General features: G+C 47.3%; 20 protein-coding genes. 17 read left to right on the top strand and 3 right to left on the bottom strand.

The window, feature by feature from the left end:
* Nucleotides 1-10: 10 nt before the first annotated feature.
* Together QZW47_RS07125 and QZW47_RS07130 are read right to left on the bottom strand one after the other, a co-directional pair.
* Nucleotides 11-652: a hypothetical protein gene (locus QZW47_RS07125; protein ID WP_293125509.1), complete on the bottom strand. Its 642-nt coding sequence runs from the start codon at nucleotides 650-652 to the stop codon at nucleotides 11-13.
* 16 nt (nucleotides 653-668) lie between these two features.
* Complete coding sequence (locus QZW47_RS07130) at nucleotides 669-1,616, bottom strand: PIN domain-containing protein (protein ID WP_293125511.1); 948 nt, start codon at nucleotides 1,614-1,616, stop codon at nucleotides 669-671.
* Nucleotides 1,617-1,732: 116 nt separating this feature from the next.
* On the opposite strand from QZW47_RS07130, the gene QZW47_RS07135 reads away from it, so the two are divergent.
* Complete coding sequence (locus tag QZW47_RS07135; RefSeq protein WP_293125513.1) at nucleotides 1,733-1,972, top strand: hypothetical protein; 240 nt, start codon at nucleotides 1,733-1,735, stop codon at nucleotides 1,970-1,972.
* On the opposite strand, the gene QZW47_RS07140 is transcribed toward QZW47_RS07135, so the two are convergent.
* Nucleotides 1,969-3,606 carry a site-2 protease family protein gene (locus tag QZW47_RS07140; protein WP_293125515.1) on the bottom strand — a complete coding sequence of 546 codons (1,638 nt, stop codon included), beginning with the start codon at nucleotides 3,604-3,606 and terminating at the stop codon, nucleotides 1,969-1,971. The genes QZW47_RS07135 and QZW47_RS07140 overlap by 4 nt on opposite strands.
* A 451-nt stretch (nucleotides 3,607-4,057) precedes the next feature.
* On the opposite strand from QZW47_RS07140, the gene QZW47_RS07145 reads away from it, so the two are divergent.
* The 16 genes from QZW47_RS07145 to QZW47_RS07220 all read left to right on the top strand — a co-directional run bounded on the left by QZW47_RS07145 (nucleotide 4,058) and on the right by QZW47_RS07220 (nucleotide 21,143).
* On the top strand, nucleotides 4,058-5,491 hold the full coding sequence (locus QZW47_RS07145) for a hypothetical protein (RefSeq protein ID WP_293125517.1): 1,434 nt from the start codon (nucleotides 4,058-4,060) through the stop codon (nucleotides 5,489-5,491).
* Between the two features lie 234 nt (nucleotides 5,492-5,725).
* Complete coding sequence (locus tag QZW47_RS07150) at nucleotides 5,726-6,610, top strand: BRO family protein (protein ID WP_293125519.1); 885 nt, start codon at nucleotides 5,726-5,728, stop codon at nucleotides 6,608-6,610.
* Nucleotides 6,603-7,025: a hypothetical protein gene (locus QZW47_RS07155; RefSeq protein ID WP_293125521.1), complete on the top strand. Its 423-nt coding sequence runs from the start codon at nucleotides 6,603-6,605 to the stop codon at nucleotides 7,023-7,025. The genes QZW47_RS07150 and QZW47_RS07155 overlap by 8 nt, the downstream gene beginning before the upstream one ends.
* An 8-nt stretch (nucleotides 7,026-7,033) precedes the next feature.
* Complete coding sequence (locus QZW47_RS07160; RefSeq protein ID WP_293125523.1) at nucleotides 7,034-7,543, top strand: hypothetical protein; 510 nt, start codon at nucleotides 7,034-7,036, stop codon at nucleotides 7,541-7,543.
* Nucleotides 7,540-7,809, top strand: coding sequence for a hypothetical protein (locus QZW47_RS07165; RefSeq protein ID WP_293125525.1), 270 nt, complete (start codon nucleotides 7,540-7,542; stop codon nucleotides 7,807-7,809). The genes QZW47_RS07160 and QZW47_RS07165 overlap by 4 nt, the downstream gene beginning before the upstream one ends.
* Nucleotides 7,797-8,345, top strand: a complete 549-nt coding sequence (locus tag QZW47_RS07170) for a hypothetical protein (protein ID WP_293125527.1) — start codon at nucleotides 7,797-7,799, stop codon at nucleotides 8,343-8,345. Before QZW47_RS07165 ends, QZW47_RS07170 begins: the two co-directional genes overlap by 13 nt.
* A 770-nt stretch (nucleotides 8,346-9,115) precedes the next feature.
* On the top strand, nucleotides 9,116-12,088 hold the full coding sequence (locus tag QZW47_RS07175; RefSeq protein ID WP_293125529.1) for a DUF5906 domain-containing protein: 2,973 nt from the start codon (nucleotides 9,116-9,118) through the stop codon (nucleotides 12,086-12,088).
* Between the two features lie 139 nt (nucleotides 12,089-12,227).
* On the top strand, nucleotides 12,228-12,527 hold the full coding sequence (locus QZW47_RS07180) for a hypothetical protein (protein ID WP_293125531.1): 300 nt from the start codon (nucleotides 12,228-12,230) through the stop codon (nucleotides 12,525-12,527).
* 50 nt (nucleotides 12,528-12,577) lie between these two features.
* Nucleotides 12,578-12,856: a flagellar alpha dynein gene (locus QZW47_RS07185; protein ID WP_293125533.1), complete on the top strand. Its 279-nt coding sequence runs from the start codon at nucleotides 12,578-12,580 to the stop codon at nucleotides 12,854-12,856.
* Nucleotides 12,857-13,112: 256 nt separating this feature from the next.
* Nucleotides 13,113-14,546: a hypothetical protein gene (locus tag QZW47_RS07190; protein WP_293125517.1), complete on the top strand. Its 1,434-nt coding sequence runs from the start codon at nucleotides 13,113-13,115 to the stop codon at nucleotides 14,544-14,546.
* A gap of 234 nt (nucleotides 14,547-14,780) precedes the next feature.
* Nucleotides 14,781-15,665 carry a BRO family protein gene (locus tag QZW47_RS07195; protein ID WP_293125519.1) on the top strand — a complete coding sequence of 295 codons (885 nt, stop codon included), beginning with the start codon at nucleotides 14,781-14,783 and terminating at the stop codon, nucleotides 15,663-15,665.
* Nucleotides 15,658-16,080, top strand: coding sequence for a hypothetical protein (locus QZW47_RS07200; protein ID WP_293125521.1), 423 nt, complete (start codon nucleotides 15,658-15,660; stop codon nucleotides 16,078-16,080). The genes QZW47_RS07195 and QZW47_RS07200 overlap by 8 nt, the downstream gene beginning before the upstream one ends.
* 8 nt (nucleotides 16,081-16,088) lie before the next feature.
* Entirely contained in the window at nucleotides 16,089-16,598 is a 510-nt protein-coding gene (locus QZW47_RS07205) for a hypothetical protein (protein ID WP_293125523.1), read from the top strand.
* Entirely contained in the window at nucleotides 16,595-16,864 is a 270-nt protein-coding gene (locus tag QZW47_RS07210; protein WP_293125525.1) for a hypothetical protein, read from the top strand. The genes QZW47_RS07205 and QZW47_RS07210 overlap by 4 nt, the downstream gene beginning before the upstream one ends.
* A complete protein-coding gene (locus tag QZW47_RS07215; RefSeq protein ID WP_293125527.1) occupies nucleotides 16,852-17,400 on the top strand; it encodes a hypothetical protein in 549 nt (182 codons plus the stop codon). Before QZW47_RS07210 ends, QZW47_RS07215 begins: the two co-directional genes overlap by 13 nt.
* Nucleotides 17,401-18,170: 770 nt before the next feature.
* The gene (locus QZW47_RS07220) at nucleotides 18,171-21,143 is read left to right on the top strand and encodes a DUF5906 domain-containing protein (RefSeq protein WP_293125529.1); all 2,973 of its coding nucleotides are present in this window, start codon (nucleotides 18,171-18,173) and stop codon (nucleotides 21,141-21,143) included.
* The last annotated feature ends 82 nt before the right edge of the window (nucleotides 21,144-21,225 follow it).

Here is a 21,225-nt window from a genome sequence, read left to right on the forward strand (position 1 = left end):
AGGATTTCGGTTAGTTAGCAGGCTTGACATCTTCCCACCAAAGCTGGACATAGGGCCACATTAATTTCTCGTCATCTAGTTTGACTGTCACTTCATAGCGATCGATATTAGTGAGTTCGCCAGTTTTACCATTAAACTGCAATTGTTTGGGATCGTCGGTGTGAATTTCTACCTTTTGATTCAACAGCGGTAGCATCTGCTTAGAAGAACCCTGAAACGGATTTTTGCCTCTGAGCACATAGCCACCAATGAAAGATAAGTACATTACAGCTAGGAAAAATACTGTACATAAACCCACAATTAATAGTGTTTTTTGTTGAGAAAAATTGGTGTAAACGCTCGCAATTCCTACGATTGTAGTTCCGAAGAATAACAAACTTGGTAGGTATAAACCATCTCCCAGAAACTCGCTACAAAAAAACATCAGGGGTATCTGAAAACCAAATAATGCAGCTACCCAACTCCACCCAGTTAATAATGATTCAGATAATAGCCAATTCATTCCTACCGTAAGGCCGAGCGCAATTGCTATCGCCCAAATTGGTGCTGCATAAGTGTACTGTCTGAAGGGAAGAACTACAAAAAAGAATGTAGCATAAACAAAACCTGCAATAGCTAAGGCCAATCCACTAATTATTTCGTTCCAGCTCAACTCCTCTCCCTCTCTCTTATTTAGGATCGATCGACTTAACGAATTGTTGCACTGGCTGCGGCAATGCCGGCACAAAAGTCTTTCTAAAACCCTTAACATCGAACACGCGCCACAAAATACCCACCGCTACTGTCAAGAAAAATAAAGCTCCTACAAAATTGATCGCTCCCGACACAAAACCGCCGCCCCTTTTTGGCGGTGGAGTAACGTGTTTCATGCGATAGACAGCCGGCTGATAATCTCTGGGTTCTTCCCTCTTCGACGGCGTTTTGGGGCGCGAACTCGCACGGGGGCTGCCGCTCAAACTGGTGTGATTAGTTTTAGTAAAACTGCTGGGCGACTTCAACTCAGAAGTGCCACGCGCCGCCGTTAACTTGCTAGTAGAAGTCCCTGTTTTGCCAACAGCAGCATCCTGAATTCTGCTGTTAGAGCGTTGGTTCGATTTGCGATCGGCGAGGGCACGCATCAAATTTTGCAATTGCTGAGTCGCCGCCGGCGGGCGTTCGGCTTTCCGCGCCCAATTTAACAGCATCGCCCCAGTAATCCCGCAGAGGTTCGCCGCCCCCACAGAAGCCAGCCGCTTCAGCAGAGGCTGGCTGTTCGACACAAAAATCACCAATGCTTCGGGATGTTCATGAGCCAAACCGTAAACGCATTGAGCCGTCGCCACTACGAGCATGGCTTGCTTGCTTTGATTTTTAATTGAAGGTTCCAGAGCGCGGTGCGTCTCTTGAGCGTCAGTTACAATCCAGCCGCTGTTGCCAAAAAAGCGCATAAACTCCCTAGCGACTTGCTCGATCGCTGGTTCCACGGCTTTTTCGGTGAGACGATCTATTTCGTCATACACTACTTCCGGGATATAGCAACTTCCCACTTTGGCATATTCTTGCCACACTTGGGTTCTGCCAGCAATCAAAACATCTGCATCAAAAGTTACCAATACAGGAGGAAGTTGATTAGCCATGAATTTATCCTAGATGCTTAGATACTTAATTTTCACTCGATCGCTCAAGTTTAAACAAATTTTGGGTATGAAAAAAATCGACTTTTGGTAATAGATAAATAACCAAGGGCGGGGAGTTGAATAGGAAATTAGTAGTGATGAACCCGATCGCCCTTTCATTCGCCCGCGCGATCGCCCAATTCCTTTATTTTACTCATTTAGTGCAACTCCACAGCCGATCGCATCAAGCAGCGCGCCTGCTATCTCTTTTGAGTTACCCCCAAAATCATGCGAGTGCCGGCTCGTGCTTCCAGCCCCTATTCCGTAACTCATTCCCGAGCCGCCACCGCAAAATCGCCCCTCTACAACGGTATTAATTCCCGATTCCCAGACGCCCCGCCAAAGCCGGAGTCAAAGGTAAAAGTGCAGCCACCATCAAGAACAAAGCTAGCAAACCCAAAGCAGCGCGAGCGTCGTCTGGCTCAGTCAGCTCATTGAGGCTCGGTCGCTCCAGATTCCGCTGTACAATTAAAATCACGATCGCCCAATAGAGAGCCGCCTGATTAACTAAAGAAGCGATCGCCAGCACCACAAACGTCGCCAAAGTAGCGCGGCTGGCCGTTTTCCGACCGTAAATTGCTTGTACGATTCTACCTCCATCCAACTGTCCGGCAGGCATCAAATTAATCGCCGTGATTACCAAGCCCAACCAACCGATAACTACCAGCGGGTGAACGTCAACAATCGGCTGCTGCAATGCCGAACCCAAAATTACTTTTGCCAAAGTTCCCACTAAAATCGAGCCCTTAAAAAATTCTGCCGGAATTTGAAACAAACTTCCGGGCTTCGATAGCACCAAACCGACTACCAGCATTAGCAGAGAAACTGTTCCCCCGGCGGCTGGCCCAGCAAAAGCGATATCAAACAAAACTTTACGGTTGGGGAGCAGCGATTCAAAACGATCGATCGCTCCAAAAGAACCTATCTGCCAAGTCGGTATAAAAAACGGCCAACTCAAACCAACATTGTACTTATTTGCCAGCACTCGGCGAGCAATGGCACCAGACCCTAAAACCGCCCAAATTCCTGCCACAATCGGCATAACTTCTAGATATCTAGCTGGCGAGTTAAAGAAATCGAAACCTAGCAGCAAGCCCGCTGTTTCCAAGCTGGTAGCAATTGTTGCCAGCAGCAGCACGACTGCCAGGATTTTTTGAGATAGGTTAGTTCGTTGCGGGTCGTTGGTGCTGGGCAAAATAATTACTACGGGCTTATCCTCCTGATTTTCTACTAAAAATAGGCGGTAGCGATCGTTTAATTTTTCTTGCAAACTTGCCGTCAAGCGCGAATGTACTTGTTCTGGGTCTCCCCGGAGATTGCCTTTCAAGATTACCCCATCTTGATAAGGAATCGTTTCTGTGGCAAAGAAAGTATCGATACCAAAGATCCCTTTAATTGCCTTGAGGTCTTCTACTGGAACCGGAATTATTTCTAACTCATTATTACCAGGACGCGATGTGATGATCTTAATGTTATCTTTAGCTGGTGGCTGCTGCGGGTCAGGAGCAGAAAAATCATTGGTTTGGGAATTCTTCAACTGGGCAGGATCGGGGCGCGAGTCGATCGCGGGCGCATCCGACAAGGCCTTGCGTAACTGTCTGCCCAGATAAATGTACAATCCGGTGGATGCCACCAACAGCAACAATATCGCTACTAGATTGAGGTAAATCCCGGCGGCGGACAAAGCAAAGAACAGCAGCCAGGGAATCATCAGCGCCACTGACTGCAACCAAGCCAAAATTCCTTGTTTCCCTTGACCTCTGGCGCGATAAAATCCCCAACCCAGAATTCCTAGAGCCAGCAATAGGAGTGCCGCGGTTGCCGAATTGGGCGATGCAGCTATCGGCGTTCCGGTTGCTTGCGCCAATACCAGCTTGAATCGGTCGATCGCGCTGCGGTCGAGTAATAGCATTAAATTTTGCGGATTATGAAATAGAGTTGCTGGGAACATTATCCAAACCTGTCCGAAACTAGCCCGATCACTAAGGATAACCCCTCAGGGCTACTCGGCCCACAACCTGCTGCTGCGATTTCAATTTTTGGGCAAGCTGCTATTGACACAACTGATTTTTTATGATATGGCAGTTTTGACCAACCTCAACTCAGATCGATCGTCCGGGAGCATGAAGATTGGCCGACGAAACTAATGCACAACAAATTAGGTTTCAGCCGTGGTGTCGCCAACGGTAGAAAACGGCTCAAAGCGTTGATGCTATTAGGTTTATCTAATGGGTACGGCAGGACTTGAACTTGTGGTTTGCTCTAGAATTACGAATTTTGGTCATTCTAGCCATTTTTATCCCACTCTGAAAGTCCTATTTTTGATTTGAGCGAACGCTGAGCGACTTACTATAGGCTGAGTACATCAGTTCAACTCAGTCTATTAGAGTAGGGAGCGAAAGATGAGCGAAAAATCTAATCCACTCACAGCAAGTACCACCGCAGACTACCTTATTGGCTACGAGCGGGTTCTGGACTATTTCAAACAAGCACAAAAAGAGTGCCCCAACGGCATAGGGCTAAAAAGAGACAGGAAAGCTAGCGGTGGTTACATAACGCTGCAATTCAAGTTGGGTGACAAGCGGGTTAACAAAACCTGCGGGTGTTATCTGACGATGCAAGGTATTACTGATGCTCTGCGAAAAGCTCATCTAGTTGCTAGCGCTTTACAATCATTCTCTAGCGAGAGTCGGTTTTTAGCCTGGTATGATGATGTTATTTTAGACAAAAACGTCATCAAAAATGATTTGATAACGTTTGGTGAGGCGATAACAAAAGTAGACAAAGAATACTGGGAGGGACGTACTAAACGCCGTCAACAACGTGACAGAAGTAATATTAGTCAGCAACGTACTTGGGGTGCGGTTTACGGTGACTACTATAAGCTGTTGCCACAATATACAGTCGTAAACCTAACAGATGTTCTGTCCGTAGTTAAGGGTAAAAAACAAGGGACTAAGTGCTTTAAGAATTGTTTGGGTGCAATGAAAAAGTTAGCTGAGACTATTGGCGATACTGAGTTGTTATGTAGACTCAAAGAAATTGACGGCACACAAACAGAATTTCGAGAAGACCTTCAAACCTTATCAGTCGATGATTTCTTGAAGCTTCGCAATCAGGTTCTCAGTGTTTCGAGTGACAAGCGATACCATCTGGAATCACGCAAGCGGTGGCTGTGGGTGTTTTCGATGCAGATGGTGTATGGTTTTCGGGTTCATGAAGTCTTTGCTATTCAGAACATCGATAAACCTTTCAAAACAAAGGATGGTGTTGTTATTCCGGCACTGATTGAGCCTAATAATATAAAAATGATTGCCGTAGTCGGTGATAAGACATTACTAAATACGACAACCAAGACTGGCTACCGACTGTGTGTGCCGATGCTCCCCCCTACTCATTCTGACTTGATAGAATGTTTGGAACTCAAGTCAGGTATCTTGCCCGATATTAGAACATCATCAAACAATCCAAAGACAATTAGTGGGATATATAGTGACCGCGCACAAACTATCTTAAGAAGATGGGACAAAGGTTTTACTCAAACGCACGCTTTACGTCACTTAGCGAATCTCAATGGTCAAATGGCGGGGATGTCTCAGGAGACAAGAGCTAAGAGCTTAGGGCATTCAACACAGATGAATGAAGGCATCTATAAAAAACGAGCCAATACTCAGACAACGATTGATTTATTAACTCAGTCTACGAAGGAAGCTATCCCTTTAGGTAGCGCTATTGAGGTGCTTAAACAGTTAGGGAGTGACTTTAAAAATGTCAAATTGCTAGCCGCCATTTACGGGATTGCGCCCGATGAAGTGATGGAGCTACTCACCGAATAATTTGAAACGAAACTTTACAATCCCTGTGTTGACAGATGGCTCTAAAGCTGCAATCGTGAGTAACTAAGGAAGATTTGATACGCGCGGTTAACCCGGTGCTGAAACACCAGATTAACTACGACTTCCCCAAACCGTTCTATTACAACGTTTGGAGCTAAAAAATTATGACATTTTTAGACGATTGTCTTGACGGACGATCGCAACTCTTCATTATTGAGTTTGCGAGGTTCTGTCATGACTGAACTATCAATTTTTGATTTCGAGGGGCAAGAAATCAGGGTATTCGGTTCGGCCGATACCCCTGAGTGGGTTGTCGCTGACGTGGGTGCTGTCTTAGGAATTAGCCAAAGCACGCTGTCAGAACGTGTGAGCAAGATGCCTGAAAATTGGAAGGGTATCGGTTTGACCGATACCCTTGGAGGTCAGCAACAAATGCTCACCGTGGCGGAACCAGGTTTGTACGAACTCATTTTCCGATCAGACAAGCCAGCAGCCCAACGGTTCCGAATTTGGATGTTTGAGGAAGTGCTACCCAGCATCCGCCGGACAGGAAGCTATTCTCATTCCACTGAACAGGTTTTTGACCCCCAATTATCTCAGTTCATAGAGCTTGCACAGAGCCAAGTTGATGTCATCAACGAACAGCAAAAAATGCTGGCAGAACAGCAAAAAATGCTGGCAACAGCCCTAGCTAGCCTCGGTAAGACCAAAGCAAAGGACAAGAAGCAGCCCAAGTGGACACCGCGCAGCACCAGTCATTTGATGGAATTTGTCCGTGAAGTCGGTTTGGAACCTCAGCCTGACGGTCAGGTTTACGTTTCTGACCTCTGGCAACAGTTGCGCGACTGGTACATCAAGACTGGTGTGCTGAAGGTTGAAACTGTGAAGGGCAAAGAGAAATTAACTTGGCGGGACTTACCAAACAAACGGGACAACCCTGTTAAAGCTATTAACCAGTTGTCCCGAAGGTTATGTGAGCTTTTCCCTAAACTTCAAAGACGACGACATACGGGACACGATACCGGGCATGACGGTAAGTTGCGACTTGGATGTAGCTACCTAATTGGCATTGGATACGCGCAAGATTCCGCACTGTCTGGAGACGATAGCCATGACTGAACCCATAGTGAACCGCCGTCGCATTGATAAACTCAGGGCGATCGCTTTTGAATACGGTCTCACCAACGAAGACGCCAAAGATTTTGGGAAGCTTTCTAAAACTGCCACTTGGGAAGTGCTGCTAGAAGTCAATCGCATTGTTTACATCGCTGACACTACTGTAGACACGTGTATACATACTGTCTACATACCGCTAGACAACGCCCTAGATAACAAGGCTGAACCGCTTGACACAGTGGATAGCTGGACTGCTACCAACTTTTTAGAATGGGTTGACCTTTCCCAACTGATTGCCATCATGCTCGCATCGGCGGGGGTGTTTGTGCTGGCAATGTCTATGTGGCGACAAATCAACCCACTGAATTTATTACCTTCTCCAGTCCGCATCAACATTCAAATTGGAGCATCAAAGTAATGGGATTAATGAAGCAACTATTCGGCGGCACTCAGTCCGCCGATTCGTCCACGGGTGGCGGTTTAGTCCACGATGGCAGTCACTCAATAGACAAGTCAAAAGTGCTGTCAGCCACTGACGCAAGTGTTATCTGTCCACAAAACCCCGGCAACTTTTCCAGCATCCGTAGTGCTCCAGTCGTGCCAGCCCCGCGCTACTTCACAGAGGAAGAAGCTGATGGATTGAAGGACTTAGCAAAAGAAAAAACAGACGGTGCAAGGCAAGCTAAACGCGCCTATGAAGCGCTAGGGAAGATTGAAGCAGCCGATGCCAAAGTCCACAAACATCACCGCAAGTATGAGGGTGTTGTCGCCGACAACGAACTGGTAAAAAAGCGCGCCGATGGCAGACTCGGTAAACACTTGCACTCACAACGCCCTGCTTACGCCCGTTTGGGGATGAGTCTTGACCAAGCTGCGAGTAATGCCGATACCCGTATTGGTGAAATCAGAGCGAAATTGCAGGGGGCGAAACGATGACAAAAGCGATCGCCATTATCAATGACTTTTTGGTGCTTGCGATTGCGTCCAGCTTTCTCTGCTGGATAGCGTCGCTGCATCCTCAAGCTTTAGCTTTAGTCCGAGCCGTGTACATAATTTTTGCTTTACTGTGGATGCTCAGTTGGGTGCTTGACGATTGGTTGGTGGCACGCCTAAAAATCAACGCAATCACTTTACAGGGTGTTTTGGTTCTAGGTTTGGCTGCATCTGTCGTTGGCTTGGGGGTGATGTTGTGTCGATCCTAAAAGTCTCAGCCCTGACTTGCTCAGGGTTCATTCTCTGGCTAGCACCACCGTTTATCCTCAGCCGCAAAATTCCGTTGCACAATATGACCACAGGCTTAGCCTTGATAGGTAGCTTTGCTTGCTGCTTTGAAGCCCGCAGAGTTGCCCTCAAACTTAGTCAGGCAGAAGATTTTGAGGCAATGAAGGAAGCGGTTTTAGTTGCCGATGTCGAGGACGAATTAGCTACCAGTGCCTATATTTCCGAACAACAGCGTCGCATGGAAGCTGAATCTATCCTCAATGCAGGTTCTGAAGATGTTGAACGCCTAGAACGTGCCCTAGCACTGACTCATGGTGATGATGGTGGTTGGGGTGAGGAACGTTCCGAACAACTAGCTCAGAACGATGATTCGGAACGCTTGGAACGGATTCTACAGTTGCAGGCTAAAGGCTACGGTAAGGCGAAAATCATCCTTGAGATTTGGGGAGTCAACAAAGGTGGCAGTGTGAAATACAAGGCTGCTGAGGCTGAGTATAAAAGGCTTACGGGTGAATAGCAGTTGTGTTTGAAACACTGCGGAAGGTTGCAACCTTCCGGGTTTGTAAACACAATTCAACGACAAACAAAACCGGAGGCTGTTGAGGTTGAGTATCGGCGGTTGACTAGGGAGTGACGCTGAATATGTACTACACCCTACAAGCCCAATGAGTTTGTAGGGTATACGGCCCTATAGCAATCAAGGAAATGCAGCAATCCCACATTCCCGCAAGCAATCGAAGAGCAGTCGGAATGCACCAGGAAACTCGTAGAGTTTCCGCTGTGTGCACACTCCTCAACTGATCATTGATTATCGCTATATTTTGGAGTCGTACTTTTCTTGTTACGATTCCGAACTTCGGGCAGTCTAACGCAACACTCTGACAACACTACGAGACTTGTAGAGTCTCGTATTTTTGACAACACTCCGTACTGGCTCAATGCTGTTTCAATCGCCTTCCAAACTCTAGCTTTAGGTTCTGCTAACGTATAAGGGTACGCGATTCTCCGAAGTGAAATCCACGTTTTGCGGCTAAGGGGGGGAGTAAGGGAATCGCTTATGGCAAGGGATGGAGAGGGAAGCCGCTTGATATACAGAAATCTCCCTGCCTCAAAGACAATTACGTCCTAACCTCTAACTGAATCAAGGGTAGGCGACAGAGCAAGTCGTCAATTTTTAAATTGCTCAAAATTACTATAAACAGCAAAAAACCGCTCTCTCTATTTTGACGAATCGAAGAACGGCTTTTTGCAACTCATAACCTGTCCAGGGGACAGGCAACTTGTCGTATGTATACACCATCATACCCTTCAAACTCTAATCTTGTCACCGTTTCCAAAGAAAATCCTTGCCCGCACTGTGGCAAGCCCGACTGGTGCTACTTCATTGGTGAACTGTCAGTCTGCAACCGTGAGAATCCCCCGGCAGAGGGCTGGGTAGCTACCAAGAAGACGAACAGCGAGGGCCGGCTTTATTACGCACCGATTCAAGAGCGCAAGGAAGTCCGTGCGGCGCAAACTCGTTCAGAACGCAATGGCGACAAACACATCAGCAACCGCCCGCCCGCCAAAAAAGCAGTTGGGAAACCACAGTCAGCAAAAGTTCCAGTGCCGACTGGACTAACACTTATTGAACTGCCCACTTGTCAATCCGGCCCCGAACCTCATAAACCTCAATACATCCCGAAGGGCGTACCCGCAGAAGCCCAACAAATCACCTACGTCTACAGCGATTCACAGTCCGTCTTGCGCTTTGAATGGCTAGATCCAGACAGTCCAAAGGGACGCGACAAGACCTGTCGCCAAACTCACATTGACGTACACGGTAAGCAGATATGGACTAAGGGTGACTTGCCGTGGCCCGCATACCGCATTGACGAAGTAGTTGAGATTTTGAAGAACGTACCAAACGGTGAACCTGTTGCAGTTCTGATGGTTGAGGGTGAGCCAAACGTAGAAGTCGCAAGGTCTTACGGTATCGCAGCCCTAACGCTGCAAGGGTCTAACTGGAATGATGCCGAAATAACCAGGGCCCTTGAAGCACTGCGAGCAACTGAGAAAAATGTCACGCTCGTGAAACTACGCGACAACGATGCCACGGGAATCAAGAAAGGCGCTCAGGTTCAGTCCATTTGTGACCGCCTTCAATTTCCTTGCATAGTCATTGACTCGGTTGCCATCTATCCAGATATCCCCGACAAAGGTGATATCCGAGAGATTTTGGAAAACATGGAAATTGAAGAGTTTATTCGCCGATTAGAAGCGGAAATTCACAACGCTGCAATGGAAGAAATACAAGAAAATCCTTTACTCTCACGCCCGCATACGTGTGAAGATGTAGTATATCTGTCGTTTGCTAGTAGTATCGGCGACTACATTCCAGACACAGCACCAGTTTCAGAAGAAAATTACATTCTAAAAGCTGAATCTGCACTGTACTCTGACGGTCATTGGGTGTCGATTGCAGGTCAAATCTACCGATTTACTGGCACTTATTATGAGTTGCAGTCGGAAGCTACAGAGAAACGTCGTATCTCTGGCTGGTTAAAAACCTACTCAGAGAAGGGTAAGGGAGGCGTGTACCGTCGCAACCGAGCTAGCTCAAGCAGTGTAAATGAGGTCTATAACTGGATGGTCTTAGAGCTGGCTGTAGACATTGATGTTGTGAACCCGCCGGGATTGAACTGTTCTAACGGGGTGGTGAGAATCAACTCTGACGGTTCTCATACCTTTACCCCGCACAGTTCAGAGCAGATTTACACCTATGTCGGCGGTAAGTATGACCCTGACATTGATGTCACAGATTGCGATCGCCTTTTAGAGTGTCTTGAGCCACAGCAGCGAGAGATTTTTCTCAGGACAATTGCTGCTGCACTGTGTCTGCCTCTGGCTCGCTTGAAGATGTCGCGGGTCAAAGGGCTGCTTTGTCACGGCGATGGTAGCAACGGTAAAGATACTTTGCGGACGGCGTTAGTAGCGGTGTTGGGACGCGGTGTTACGGGGAAAAGTTTAAAGGACTTTCAGGTTTATGACACTGGCCGCAAGTTTCCCCTAGCTGGTCTTGAGAATTCTTTGTGCAACTGGTCTAGCGAGAATGCTGAGGCGGTGAAACTGGACAAGCTGCAAAGTCTCAAGCAGTTCATCACCGGGGATGAGTTGACTATTGAGCACAAGGGACGTGGTGAGTATCCATACAAGCCAGAGGCCATATTTCTTGCTAACTGCAATGTTCTGCCATCTATCAGCAGTGATGCTGAGGCTATCCGCAGTCGCTACTGCATTCTGAGTTTTAAGAAAACTTACGTGGTCGGCGCTTCTATCGGCAAGGGTGAGTTAGAAGCTGATCCACGATTCAAGGAAGACCCCAACTTTGTGGTGGAACAGATTGCACCGGCGCTGTTGAACGAGATGCTGAAACGGATACCGTTGCTGCTGACTCAAGGGATTAATTACGGTTCCAGTGACGCGGCTCTACGGGAAGCTCAGGAAAAGTCTCAGCACCTTTGGCAGTTTGTCAGGGATATGGGGTATGAAGCCGGTCAAGGTGAGCGGGTTTACGCCAAGGATTTATGGGAAGAATTACGCGAGTGGTATCAGGAGGCCGGCATTCTTGAAATTGAGTATGACCTCAAAGGTAAGGAAAAACTGGTTTGGAATGAGTTGCCGGGGCGCGACAATCCTGTAAAAGCTATCAACCAGTTGTACGCTCGATTGTGTGAGATTTTTCCTAAATTGGCAAAACATCGGCATACTGAAGCGGTTTCAGATGGGCGAGAGATGGGTAATGCCTATTATTTGGGTATCCGCAGGCAAAACGTGAAAACAAGTGGAAAACCATCCGCAGAGTCCGCAGAAGCTTGTTCTACCGTCGTAACGTCCGCAGAACATCCGCAGAAAATAACTTTTTCTGCGGATGTCTCTGCGGATGCCTCTGCGGATGCCTCTGCGCCAACAATCCTTACAGAGAGAGCAACTGCGGACTCTGCGGATGAAAACTCACTCTTTTTGGAATTTTGCAATTCCTTCTCAAAACTCACTCTGTCTCAGAAGCAAAAACTGACAGAATTACTCACGGGCGTCCCTTGTTCCGATCCGCTCAAAGCATTCAAAGTCGGAGACAAGGTGACTAACGCCGACAACTGGCACGGCCGCATTGTCGAGATTCATACAAGCATCAGTTGCAAGGTTGACTGGCAAGAACGCGAGGGCATGAAGGGCGGGCGGGTAATTTCGATGTTGTTCTGCAACTTGCGGAAAATTTAGCTGTTACTTGACGACTGACGGCTGAATTCCATCCCCCTTAATTGGGGGATTTTTGTGTCTACAAGTTTTGTATACAAAATGTTGACACTGTAGACAATTCTGAGTTATTGTAGACAAAAGATGTTTACAGGTGTCTACAATGAGTCAAAGTCAAGTCATATCATTCAGAGTTTCCGGTCACTTCCTGAACTGGATAGAAGCTCAGAAGCTAGATGGTGAGTCGATAAATCAAGCTGCACAACGCATTCTCAAGGAAGTCTCAGGGGTGTCTACAGGTTGTATACAAGATGTGTATACTTCAAGCAATGATAGCGTCGTGTCTACAGGTGTATCTACAATTCCCGTTGAAACTGTAGACAAGCTGGTATCGGATCGCCTTGACCCGGTAGTTGAACAAATAGCTGCTCTAGAGGAACGGCTGGGAAAATTGAGTGCCTGAGAGAATCCACTGCCGACCGAGAACGGGAAGCAGAAACTCTCAGGCAAGAATTGAAAGCGGCCAACAAGCAACTCGCAGAATGGGACAAGGAACTGAATCAGTTACACGAGCGCAACGGCGACTTGGTTCTAAAGGTTCAGATGCTGGAGCAAGAACTCAAGGAAGCACGGCGCGATCGGGAAGAAAATAAAAACTCAGCTCCGACCGTTGCAGAATTTCCAGAGGCCGCCGATTTGCTTAACCAGTTGAAGGCCAGACGTAAAAAGTCTGGGGCTAGTTTGACCGATATGCAAACAGTGTTGGACATACTCAGCCACTCAGAAGAGTAGGACTGAGCTAAAGATGAGCGGAAAACTAGACTTTCGATAGCTTAGTCAGCCTAAAACCTTTACTGGGTAAAGTGTTTATCTAATGGGTACGGCAGGACTTGAACTTGTGGTTTGCTCTAGAATTACGAATTTTGGTCATTCTAGCCATTTTTATCCCACTCTGAAAGTCCTATTTTTGATTTGAGCGAACGCTGAGCGACTTACTATAGGCTGAGTACATCAGTTCAACTCAGTCTATTAGAGTAGGGAGCGAAAGATGAGCGAAAAATCTAATCCACTCACAGCAAGTACCACCGCAGACTACCTTATTGGCTACGAGCGGGTTCTGGACTATTTCAAACAAGCACAAAAAGAGTGCCCCAACGGCATAGGGCTAAAAAGAGACAGGAAAGCTAGCGGTGGTTACATAACGCTGCAATTCAAGTTGGGTGACAAGCGGGTTAACAAAACCTGCGGGTGTTATCTGACGATGCAAGGTATTACTGATGCTCTGCGAAAAGCTCATCTAGTTGCTAGCGCTTTACAATCATTCTCTAGCGAGAGTCGGTTTTTAGCCTGGTATGATGATGTTATTTTAGACAAAAACGTCATCAAAAATGATTTGATAACGTTTGGTGAGGCGATAACAAAAGTAGACAAAGAATACTGGGAGGGACGTACTAAACGCCGTCAACAACGTGACAGAAGTAATATTAGTCAGCAACGTACTTGGGGTGCGGTTTACGGTGACTACTATAAGCTGTTGCCACAATATACAGTCGTAAACCTAACAGATGTTCTGTCCGTAGTTAAGGGTAAAAAACAAGGGACTAAGTGCTTTAAGAATTGTTTGGGTGCAATGAAAAAGTTAGCTGAGACTATTGGCGATACTGAGTTGTTATGTAGACTCAAAGAAATTGACGGCACACAAACAGAATTTCGAGAAGACCTTCAAACCTTATCAGTCGATGATTTCTTGAAGCTTCGCAATCAGGTTCTCAGTGTTTCGAGTGACAAGCGATACCATCTGGAATCACGCAAGCGGTGGCTGTGGGTGTTTTCGATGCAGATGGTGTATGGTTTTCGGGTTCATGAAGTCTTTGCTATTCAGAACATCGATAAACCTTTCAAAACAAAGGATGGTGTTGTTATTCCGGCACTGATTGAGCCTAATAATATAAAAATGATTGCCGTAGTCGGTGATAAGACATTACTAAATACGACAACCAAGACTGGCTACCGACTGTGTGTGCCGATGCTCCCCCCTACTCATTCTGACTTGATAGAATGTTTGGAACTCAAGTCAGGTATCTTGCCCGATATTAGAACATCATCAAACAATCCAAAGACAATTAGTGGGATATATAGTGACCGCGCACAAACTATCTTAAGAAGATGGGACAAAGGTTTTACTCAAACGCACGCTTTACGTCACTTAGCGAATCTCAATGGTCAAATGGCGGGGATGTCTCAGGAGACAAGAGCTAAGAGCTTAGGGCATTCAACACAGATGAATGAAGGCATCTATAAAAAACGAGCCAATACTCAGACAACGATTGATTTATTAACTCAGTCTACGAAGGAAGCTATCCCTTTAGGTAGCGCTATTGAGGTGCTTAAACAGTTAGGGAGTGACTTTAAAAATGTCAAATTGCTAGCCGCCATTTACGGGATTGCGCCCGATGAAGTGATGGAGCTACTCACCGAATAATTTGAAACGAAACTTTACAATCCCTGTGTTGACAGATGGCTCTAAAGCTGCAATCGTGAGTAACTAAGGAAGATTTGATACGCGCGGTTAACCCGGTGCTGAAACACCAGATTAACTACGACTTCCCCAAACCGTTCTATTACAACGTTTGGAGCTAAAAAATTATGACATTTTTAGACGATTGTCTTGACGGACGATCGCAACTCTTCATTATTGAGTTTGCGAGGTTCTGTCATGACTGAACTATCAATTTTTGATTTCGAGGGGCAAGAAATCAGGGTATTCGGTTCGGCCGATACCCCTGAGTGGGTTGTCGCTGACGTGGGTGCTGTCTTAGGAATTAGCCAAAGCACGCTGTCAGAACGTGTGAGCAAGATGCCTGAAAATTGGAAGGGTATCGGTTTGACCGATACCCTTGGAGGTCAGCAACAAATGCTCACCGTGGCGGAACCAGGTTTGTACGAACTCATTTTCCGATCAGACAAGCCAGCAGCCCAACGGTTCCGAATTTGGATGTTTGAGGAAGTGCTACCCAGCATCCGCCGGACAGGAAGCTATTCTCATTCCACTGAACAGGTTTTTGACCCCCAATTATCTCAGTTCATAGAGCTTGCACAGAGCCAAGTTGATGTCATCAACGAACAGCAAAAAATGCTGGCAGAACAGCAAAAAATGCTGGCAACAGCCCTAGCTAGCCTCGGTAAGACCAAAGCAAAGGACAAGAAGCAGCCCAAGTGGACACCGCGCAGCACCAGTCATTTGATGGAATTTGTCCGTGAAGTCGGTTTGGAACCTCAGCCTGACGGTCAGGTTTACGTTTCTGACCTCTGGCAACAGTTGCGCGACTGGTACATCAAGACTGGTGTGCTGAAGGTTGAAACTGTGAAGGGCAAAGAGAAATTAACTTGGCGGGACTTACCAAACAAACGGGACAACCCTGTTAAAGCTATTAACCAGTTGTCCCGAAGGTTATGTGAGCTTTTCCCTAAACTTCAAAGACGACGACATACGGGACACGATACCGGGCATGACGGTAAGTTGCGACTTGGATGTAGCTACCTAATTGGCATTGGATACGCGCAAGATTCCGCACTGTCTGGAGACGATAGCCATGACTGAACCCATAGTGAACCGCCGTCGCATTGATAAACTCAGGGCGATCGCTTTTGAATACGGTCTCACCAACGAAGACGCCAAAGATTTTGGGAAGCTTTCTAAAACTGCCACTTGGGAAGTGCTGCTAGAAGTCAATCGCATTGTTTACATCGCTGACACTACTGTAGACACGTGTATACATACTGTCTACATACCGCTAGACAACGCCCTAGATAACAAGGCTGAACCGCTTGACACAGTGGATAGCTGGACTGCTACCAACTTTTTAGAATGGGTTGACCTTTCCCAACTGATTGCCATCATGCTCGCATCGGCGGGGGTGTTTGTGCTGGCAATGTCTATGTGGCGACAAATCAACCCACTGAATTTATTACCTTCTCCAGTCCGCATCAACATTCAAATTGGAGCATCAAAGTAATGGGATTAATGAAGCAACTATTCGGCGGCACTCAGTCCGCCGATTCGTCCACGGGTGGCGGTTTAGTCCACGATGGCAGTCACTCAATAGACAAGTCAAAAGTGCTGTCAGCCACTGACGCAAGTGTTATCTGTCCACAAAACCCCGGCAACTTTTCCAGCATCCGTAGTGCTCCAGTCGTGCCAGCCCCGCGCTACTTCACAGAGGAAGAAGCTGATGGATTGAAGGACTTAGCAAAAGAAAAAACAGACGGTGCAAGGCAAGCTAAACGCGCCTATGAAGCGCTAGGGAAGATTGAAGCAGCCGATGCCAAAGTCCACAAACATCACCGCAAGTATGAGGGTGTTGTCGCCGACAACGAACTGGTAAAAAAGCGCGCCGATGGCAGACTCGGTAAACACTTGCACTCACAACGCCCTGCTTACGCCCGTTTGGGGATGAGTCTTGACCAAGCTGCGAGTAATGCCGATACCCGTATTGGTGAAATCAGAGCGAAATTGCAGGGGGCGAAACGATGACAAAAGCGATCGCCATTATCAATGACTTTTTGGTGCTTGCGATTGCGTCCAGCTTTCTCTGCTGGATAGCGTCGCTGCATCCTCAAGCTTTAGCTTTAGTCCGAGCCGTGTACATAATTTTTGCTTTACTGTGGATGCTCAGTTGGGTGCTTGACGATTGGTTGGTGGCACGCCTAAAAATCAACGCAATCACTTTACAGGGTGTTTTGGTTCTAGGTTTGGCTGCATCTGTCGTTGGCTTGGGGGTGATGTTGTGTCGATCCTAAAAGTCTCAGCCCTGACTTGCTCAGGGTTCATTCTCTGGCTAGCACCACCGTTTATCCTCAGCCGCAAAATTCCGTTGCACAATATGACCACAGGCTTAGCCTTGATAGGTAGCTTTGCTTGCTGCTTTGAAGCCCGCAGAGTTGCCCTCAAACTTAGTCAGGCAGAAGATTTTGAGGCAATGAAGGAAGCGGTTTTAGTTGCCGATGTCGAGGACGAATTAGCTACCAGTGCCTATATTTCCGAACAACAGCGTCGCATGGAAGCTGAATCTATCCTCAATGCAGGTTCTGAAGATGTTGAACGCCTAGAACGTGCCCTAGCACTGACTCATGGTGATGATGGTGGTTGGGGTGAGGAACGTTCCGAACAACTAGCTCAGAACGATGATTCGGAACGCTTGGAACGGATTCTACAGTTGCAGGCTAAAGGCTACGGTAAGGCGAAAATCATCCTTGAGATTTGGGGAGTCAACAAAGGTGGCAGTGTGAAATACAAGGCTGCTGAGGCTGAGTATAAAAGGCTTACGGGTGAATAGCAGTTGTGTTTGAAACACTGCGGAAGGTTGCAACCTTCCGGGTTTGTAAACACAATTCAACGACAAACAAAACCGGAGGCTGTTGAGGTTGAGTATCGGCGGTTGACTAGGGAGTGACGCTGAATATGTACTACACCCTACAAGCCCAATGAGTTTGTAGGGTATACGGCCCTATAGCAATCAAGGAAATGCAGCAATCCCACATTCCCGCAAGCAATCGAAGAGCAGTCGGAATGCACCAGGAAACTCGTAGAGTTTCCGCTGTGTGCACACTCCTCAACTGATCATTGATTATCGCTATATTTTGGAGTCGTACTTTTCTTGTTACGATTCCGAACTTCGGGCAGTCTAACGCAACACTCTGACAACACTACGAGACTTGTAGAGTCTCGTATTTTTGACAACACTCCGTACTGGCTCAATGCTGTTTCAATCGCCTTCCAAACTCTAGCTTTAGGTTCTGCTAACGTATAAGGGTACGCGATTCTCCGAAGTGAAATCCACGTTTTGCGGCTAAGGGGGGGAGTAAGGGAATCGCTTATGGCAAGGGATGGAGAGGGAAGCCGCTTGATATACAGAAATCTCCCTGCCTCAAAGACAATTACGTCCTAACCTCTAACTGAATCAAGGGTAGGCGACAGAGCAAGTCGTCAATTTTTAAATTGCTCAAAATTACTATAAACAGCAAAAAACCGCTCTCTCTATTTTGACGAATCGAAGAACGGCTTTTTGCAACTCATAACCTGTCCAGGGGACAGGCAACTTGTCGTATGTATACACCATCATACCCTTCAAACTCTAATCTTGTCACCGTTTCCAAAGAAAATCCTTGCCCGCACTGTGGCAAGCCCGACTGGTGCTACTTCATTGGTGAACTGTCAGTCTGCAACCGTGAGAATCCCCCGGCAGAGGGCTGGGTAGCTACCAAGAAGACGAACAGCGAGGGCCGGCTTTATTACGCACCGATTCAAGAGCGCAAGGAAGTCCGTGCGGCGCAAACTCGTTCAGAACGCAATGGCGACAAACACATCAGCAACCGCCCGCCCGCCAAAAAAGCAGTTGGGAAACCACAGTCAGCAAAAGTTCCAGTGCCGACTGGACTAACACTTATTGAACTGCCCACTTGTCAATCCGGCCCCGAACCTCATAAACCTCAATACATCCCGAAGGGCGTACCCGCAGAAGCCCAACAAATCACCTACGTCTACAGCGATTCACAGTCCGTCTTGCGCTTTGAATGGCTAGATCCAGACAGTCCAAAGGGACGCGACAAGACCTGTCGCCAAACTCACATTGACGTACACGGTAAGCAGATATGGACTAAGGGTGACTTGCCGTGGCCCGCATACCGCATTGACGAAGTAGTTGAGATTTTGAAGAACGTACCAAACGGTGAACCTGTTGCAGTTCTGATGGTTGAGGGTGAGCCAAACGTAGAAGTCGCAAGGTCTTACGGTATCGCAGCCCTAACGCTGCAAGGGTCTAACTGGAATGATGCCGAAATAACCAGGGCCCTTGAAGCACTGCGAGCAACTGAGAAAAATGTCACGCTCGTGAAACTACGCGACAACGATGCCACGGGAATCAAGAAAGGCGCTCAGGTTCAGTCCATTTGTGACCGCCTTCAATTTCCTTGCATAGTCATTGACTCGGTTGCCATCTATCCAGATATCCCCGACAAAGGTGATATCCGAGAGATTTTGGAAAACATGGAAATTGAAGAGTTTATTCGCCGATTAGAAGCGGAAATTCACAACGCTGCAATGGAAGAAATACAAGAAAATCCTTTACTCTCACGCCCGCATACGTGTGAAGATGTAGTATATCTGTCGTTTGCTAGTAGTATCGGCGACTACATTCCAGACACAGCACCAGTTTCAGAAGAAAATTACATTCTAAAAGCTGAATCTGCACTGTACTCTGACGGTCATTGGGTGTCGATTGCAGGTCAAATCTACCGATTTACTGGCACTTATTATGAGTTGCAGTCGGAAGCTACAGAGAAACGTCGTATCTCTGGCTGGTTAAAAACCTACTCAGAGAAGGGTAAGGGAGGCGTGTACCGTCGCAACCGAGCTAGCTCAAGCAGTGTAAATGAGGTCTATAACTGGATGGTCTTAGAGCTGGCTGTAGACATTGATGTTGTGAACCCGCCGGGATTGAACTGTTCTAACGGGGTGGTGAGAATCAACTCTGACGGTTCTCATACCTTTACCCCGCACAGTTCAGAGCAGATTTACACCTATGTCGGCGGTAAGTATGACCCTGACATTGATGTCACAGATTGCGATCGCCTTTTAGAGTGTCTTGAGCCACAGCAGCGAGAGATTTTTCTCAGGACAATTGCTGCTGCACTGTGTCTGCCTCTGGCTCGCTTGAAGATGTCGCGGGTCAAAGGGCTGCTTTGTCACGGCGATGGTAGCAACGGTAAAGATACTTTGCGGACGGCGTTAGTAGCGGTGTTGGGACGCGGTGTTACGGGGAAAAGTTTAAAGGACTTTCAGGTTTATGACACTGGCCGCAAGTTTCCCCTAGCTGGTCTTGAGAATTCTTTGTGCAACTGGTCTAGCGAGAATGCTGAGGCGGTGAAACTGGACAAGCTGCAAAGTCTCAAGCAGTTCATCACCGGGGATGAGTTGACTATTGAGCACAAGGGACGTGGTGAGTATCCATACAAGCCAGAGGCCATATTTCTTGCTAACTGCAATGTTCTGCCATCTATCAGCAGTGATGCTGAGGCTATCCGCAGTCGCTACTGCATTCTGAGTTTTAAGAAAACTTACGTGGTCGGCGCTTCTATCGGCAAGGGTGAGTTAGAAGCTGATCCACGATTCAAGGAAGACCCCAACTTTGTGGTGGAACAGATTGCACCGGCGCTGTTGAACGAGATGCTGAAACGGATACCGTTGCTGCTGACTCAAGGGATTAATTACGGTTCCAGTGACGCGGCTCTACGGGAAGCTCAGGAAAAGTCTCAGCACCTTTGGCAGTTTGTCAGGGATATGGGGTATGAAGCCGGTCAAGGTGAGCGGGTTTACGCCAAGGATTTATGGGAAGAATTACGCGAGTGGTATCAGGAGGCCGGCATTCTTGAAATTGAGTATGACCTCAAAGGTAAGGAAAAACTGGTTTGGAATGAGTTGCCGGGGCGCGACAATCCTGTAAAAGCTATCAACCAGTTGTACGCTCGATTGTGTGAGATTTTTCCTAAATTGGCAAAACATCGGCATACTGAAGCGGTTTCAGATGGGCGAGAGATGGGTAATGCCTATTATTTGGGTATCCGCAGGCAAAACGTGAAAACAAGTGGAAAACCATCCGCAGAGTCCGCAGAAGCTTGTTCTACCGTCGTAACGTCCGCAGAACATCCGCAGAAAATAACTTTTTCTGCGGATGTCTCTGCGGATGCCTCTGCGGATGCCTCTGCGCCAACAATCCTTACAGAGAGAGCAACTGCGGACTCTGCGGATGAAAACTCACTCTTTTTGGAATTTTGCAATTCCTTCTCAAAACTCACTCTGTCTCAGAAGCAAAAACTGACAGAATTACTCACGGGCGTCCCTTGTTCCGATCCGCTCAAAGCATTCAAAGTCGGAGACAAGGTGACTAACGCCGACAACTGGCACGGCCGCATTGTCGAGATTCATACAAGCATCAGTTGCAAGGTTGACTGGCAAGAACGCGAGGGCATGAAGGGCGGGCGGGTAATTTCGATGTTGTTCTGCAACTTGCGGAAAATTTAGCTGTTACTTGACGACTGACGGCTGAATTCCATCCCCCTTAATTGGGGGATTTTTGTGTCTACAAGTTTTGTATACAAAATGT

This window comes from Microcoleus sp. bin38.metabat.b11b12b14.051, assembly GCF_013299165.1.
GTDB lineage: Bacteria > Cyanobacteriota > Cyanobacteriia > Cyanobacteriales > Microcoleaceae > Microcoleus.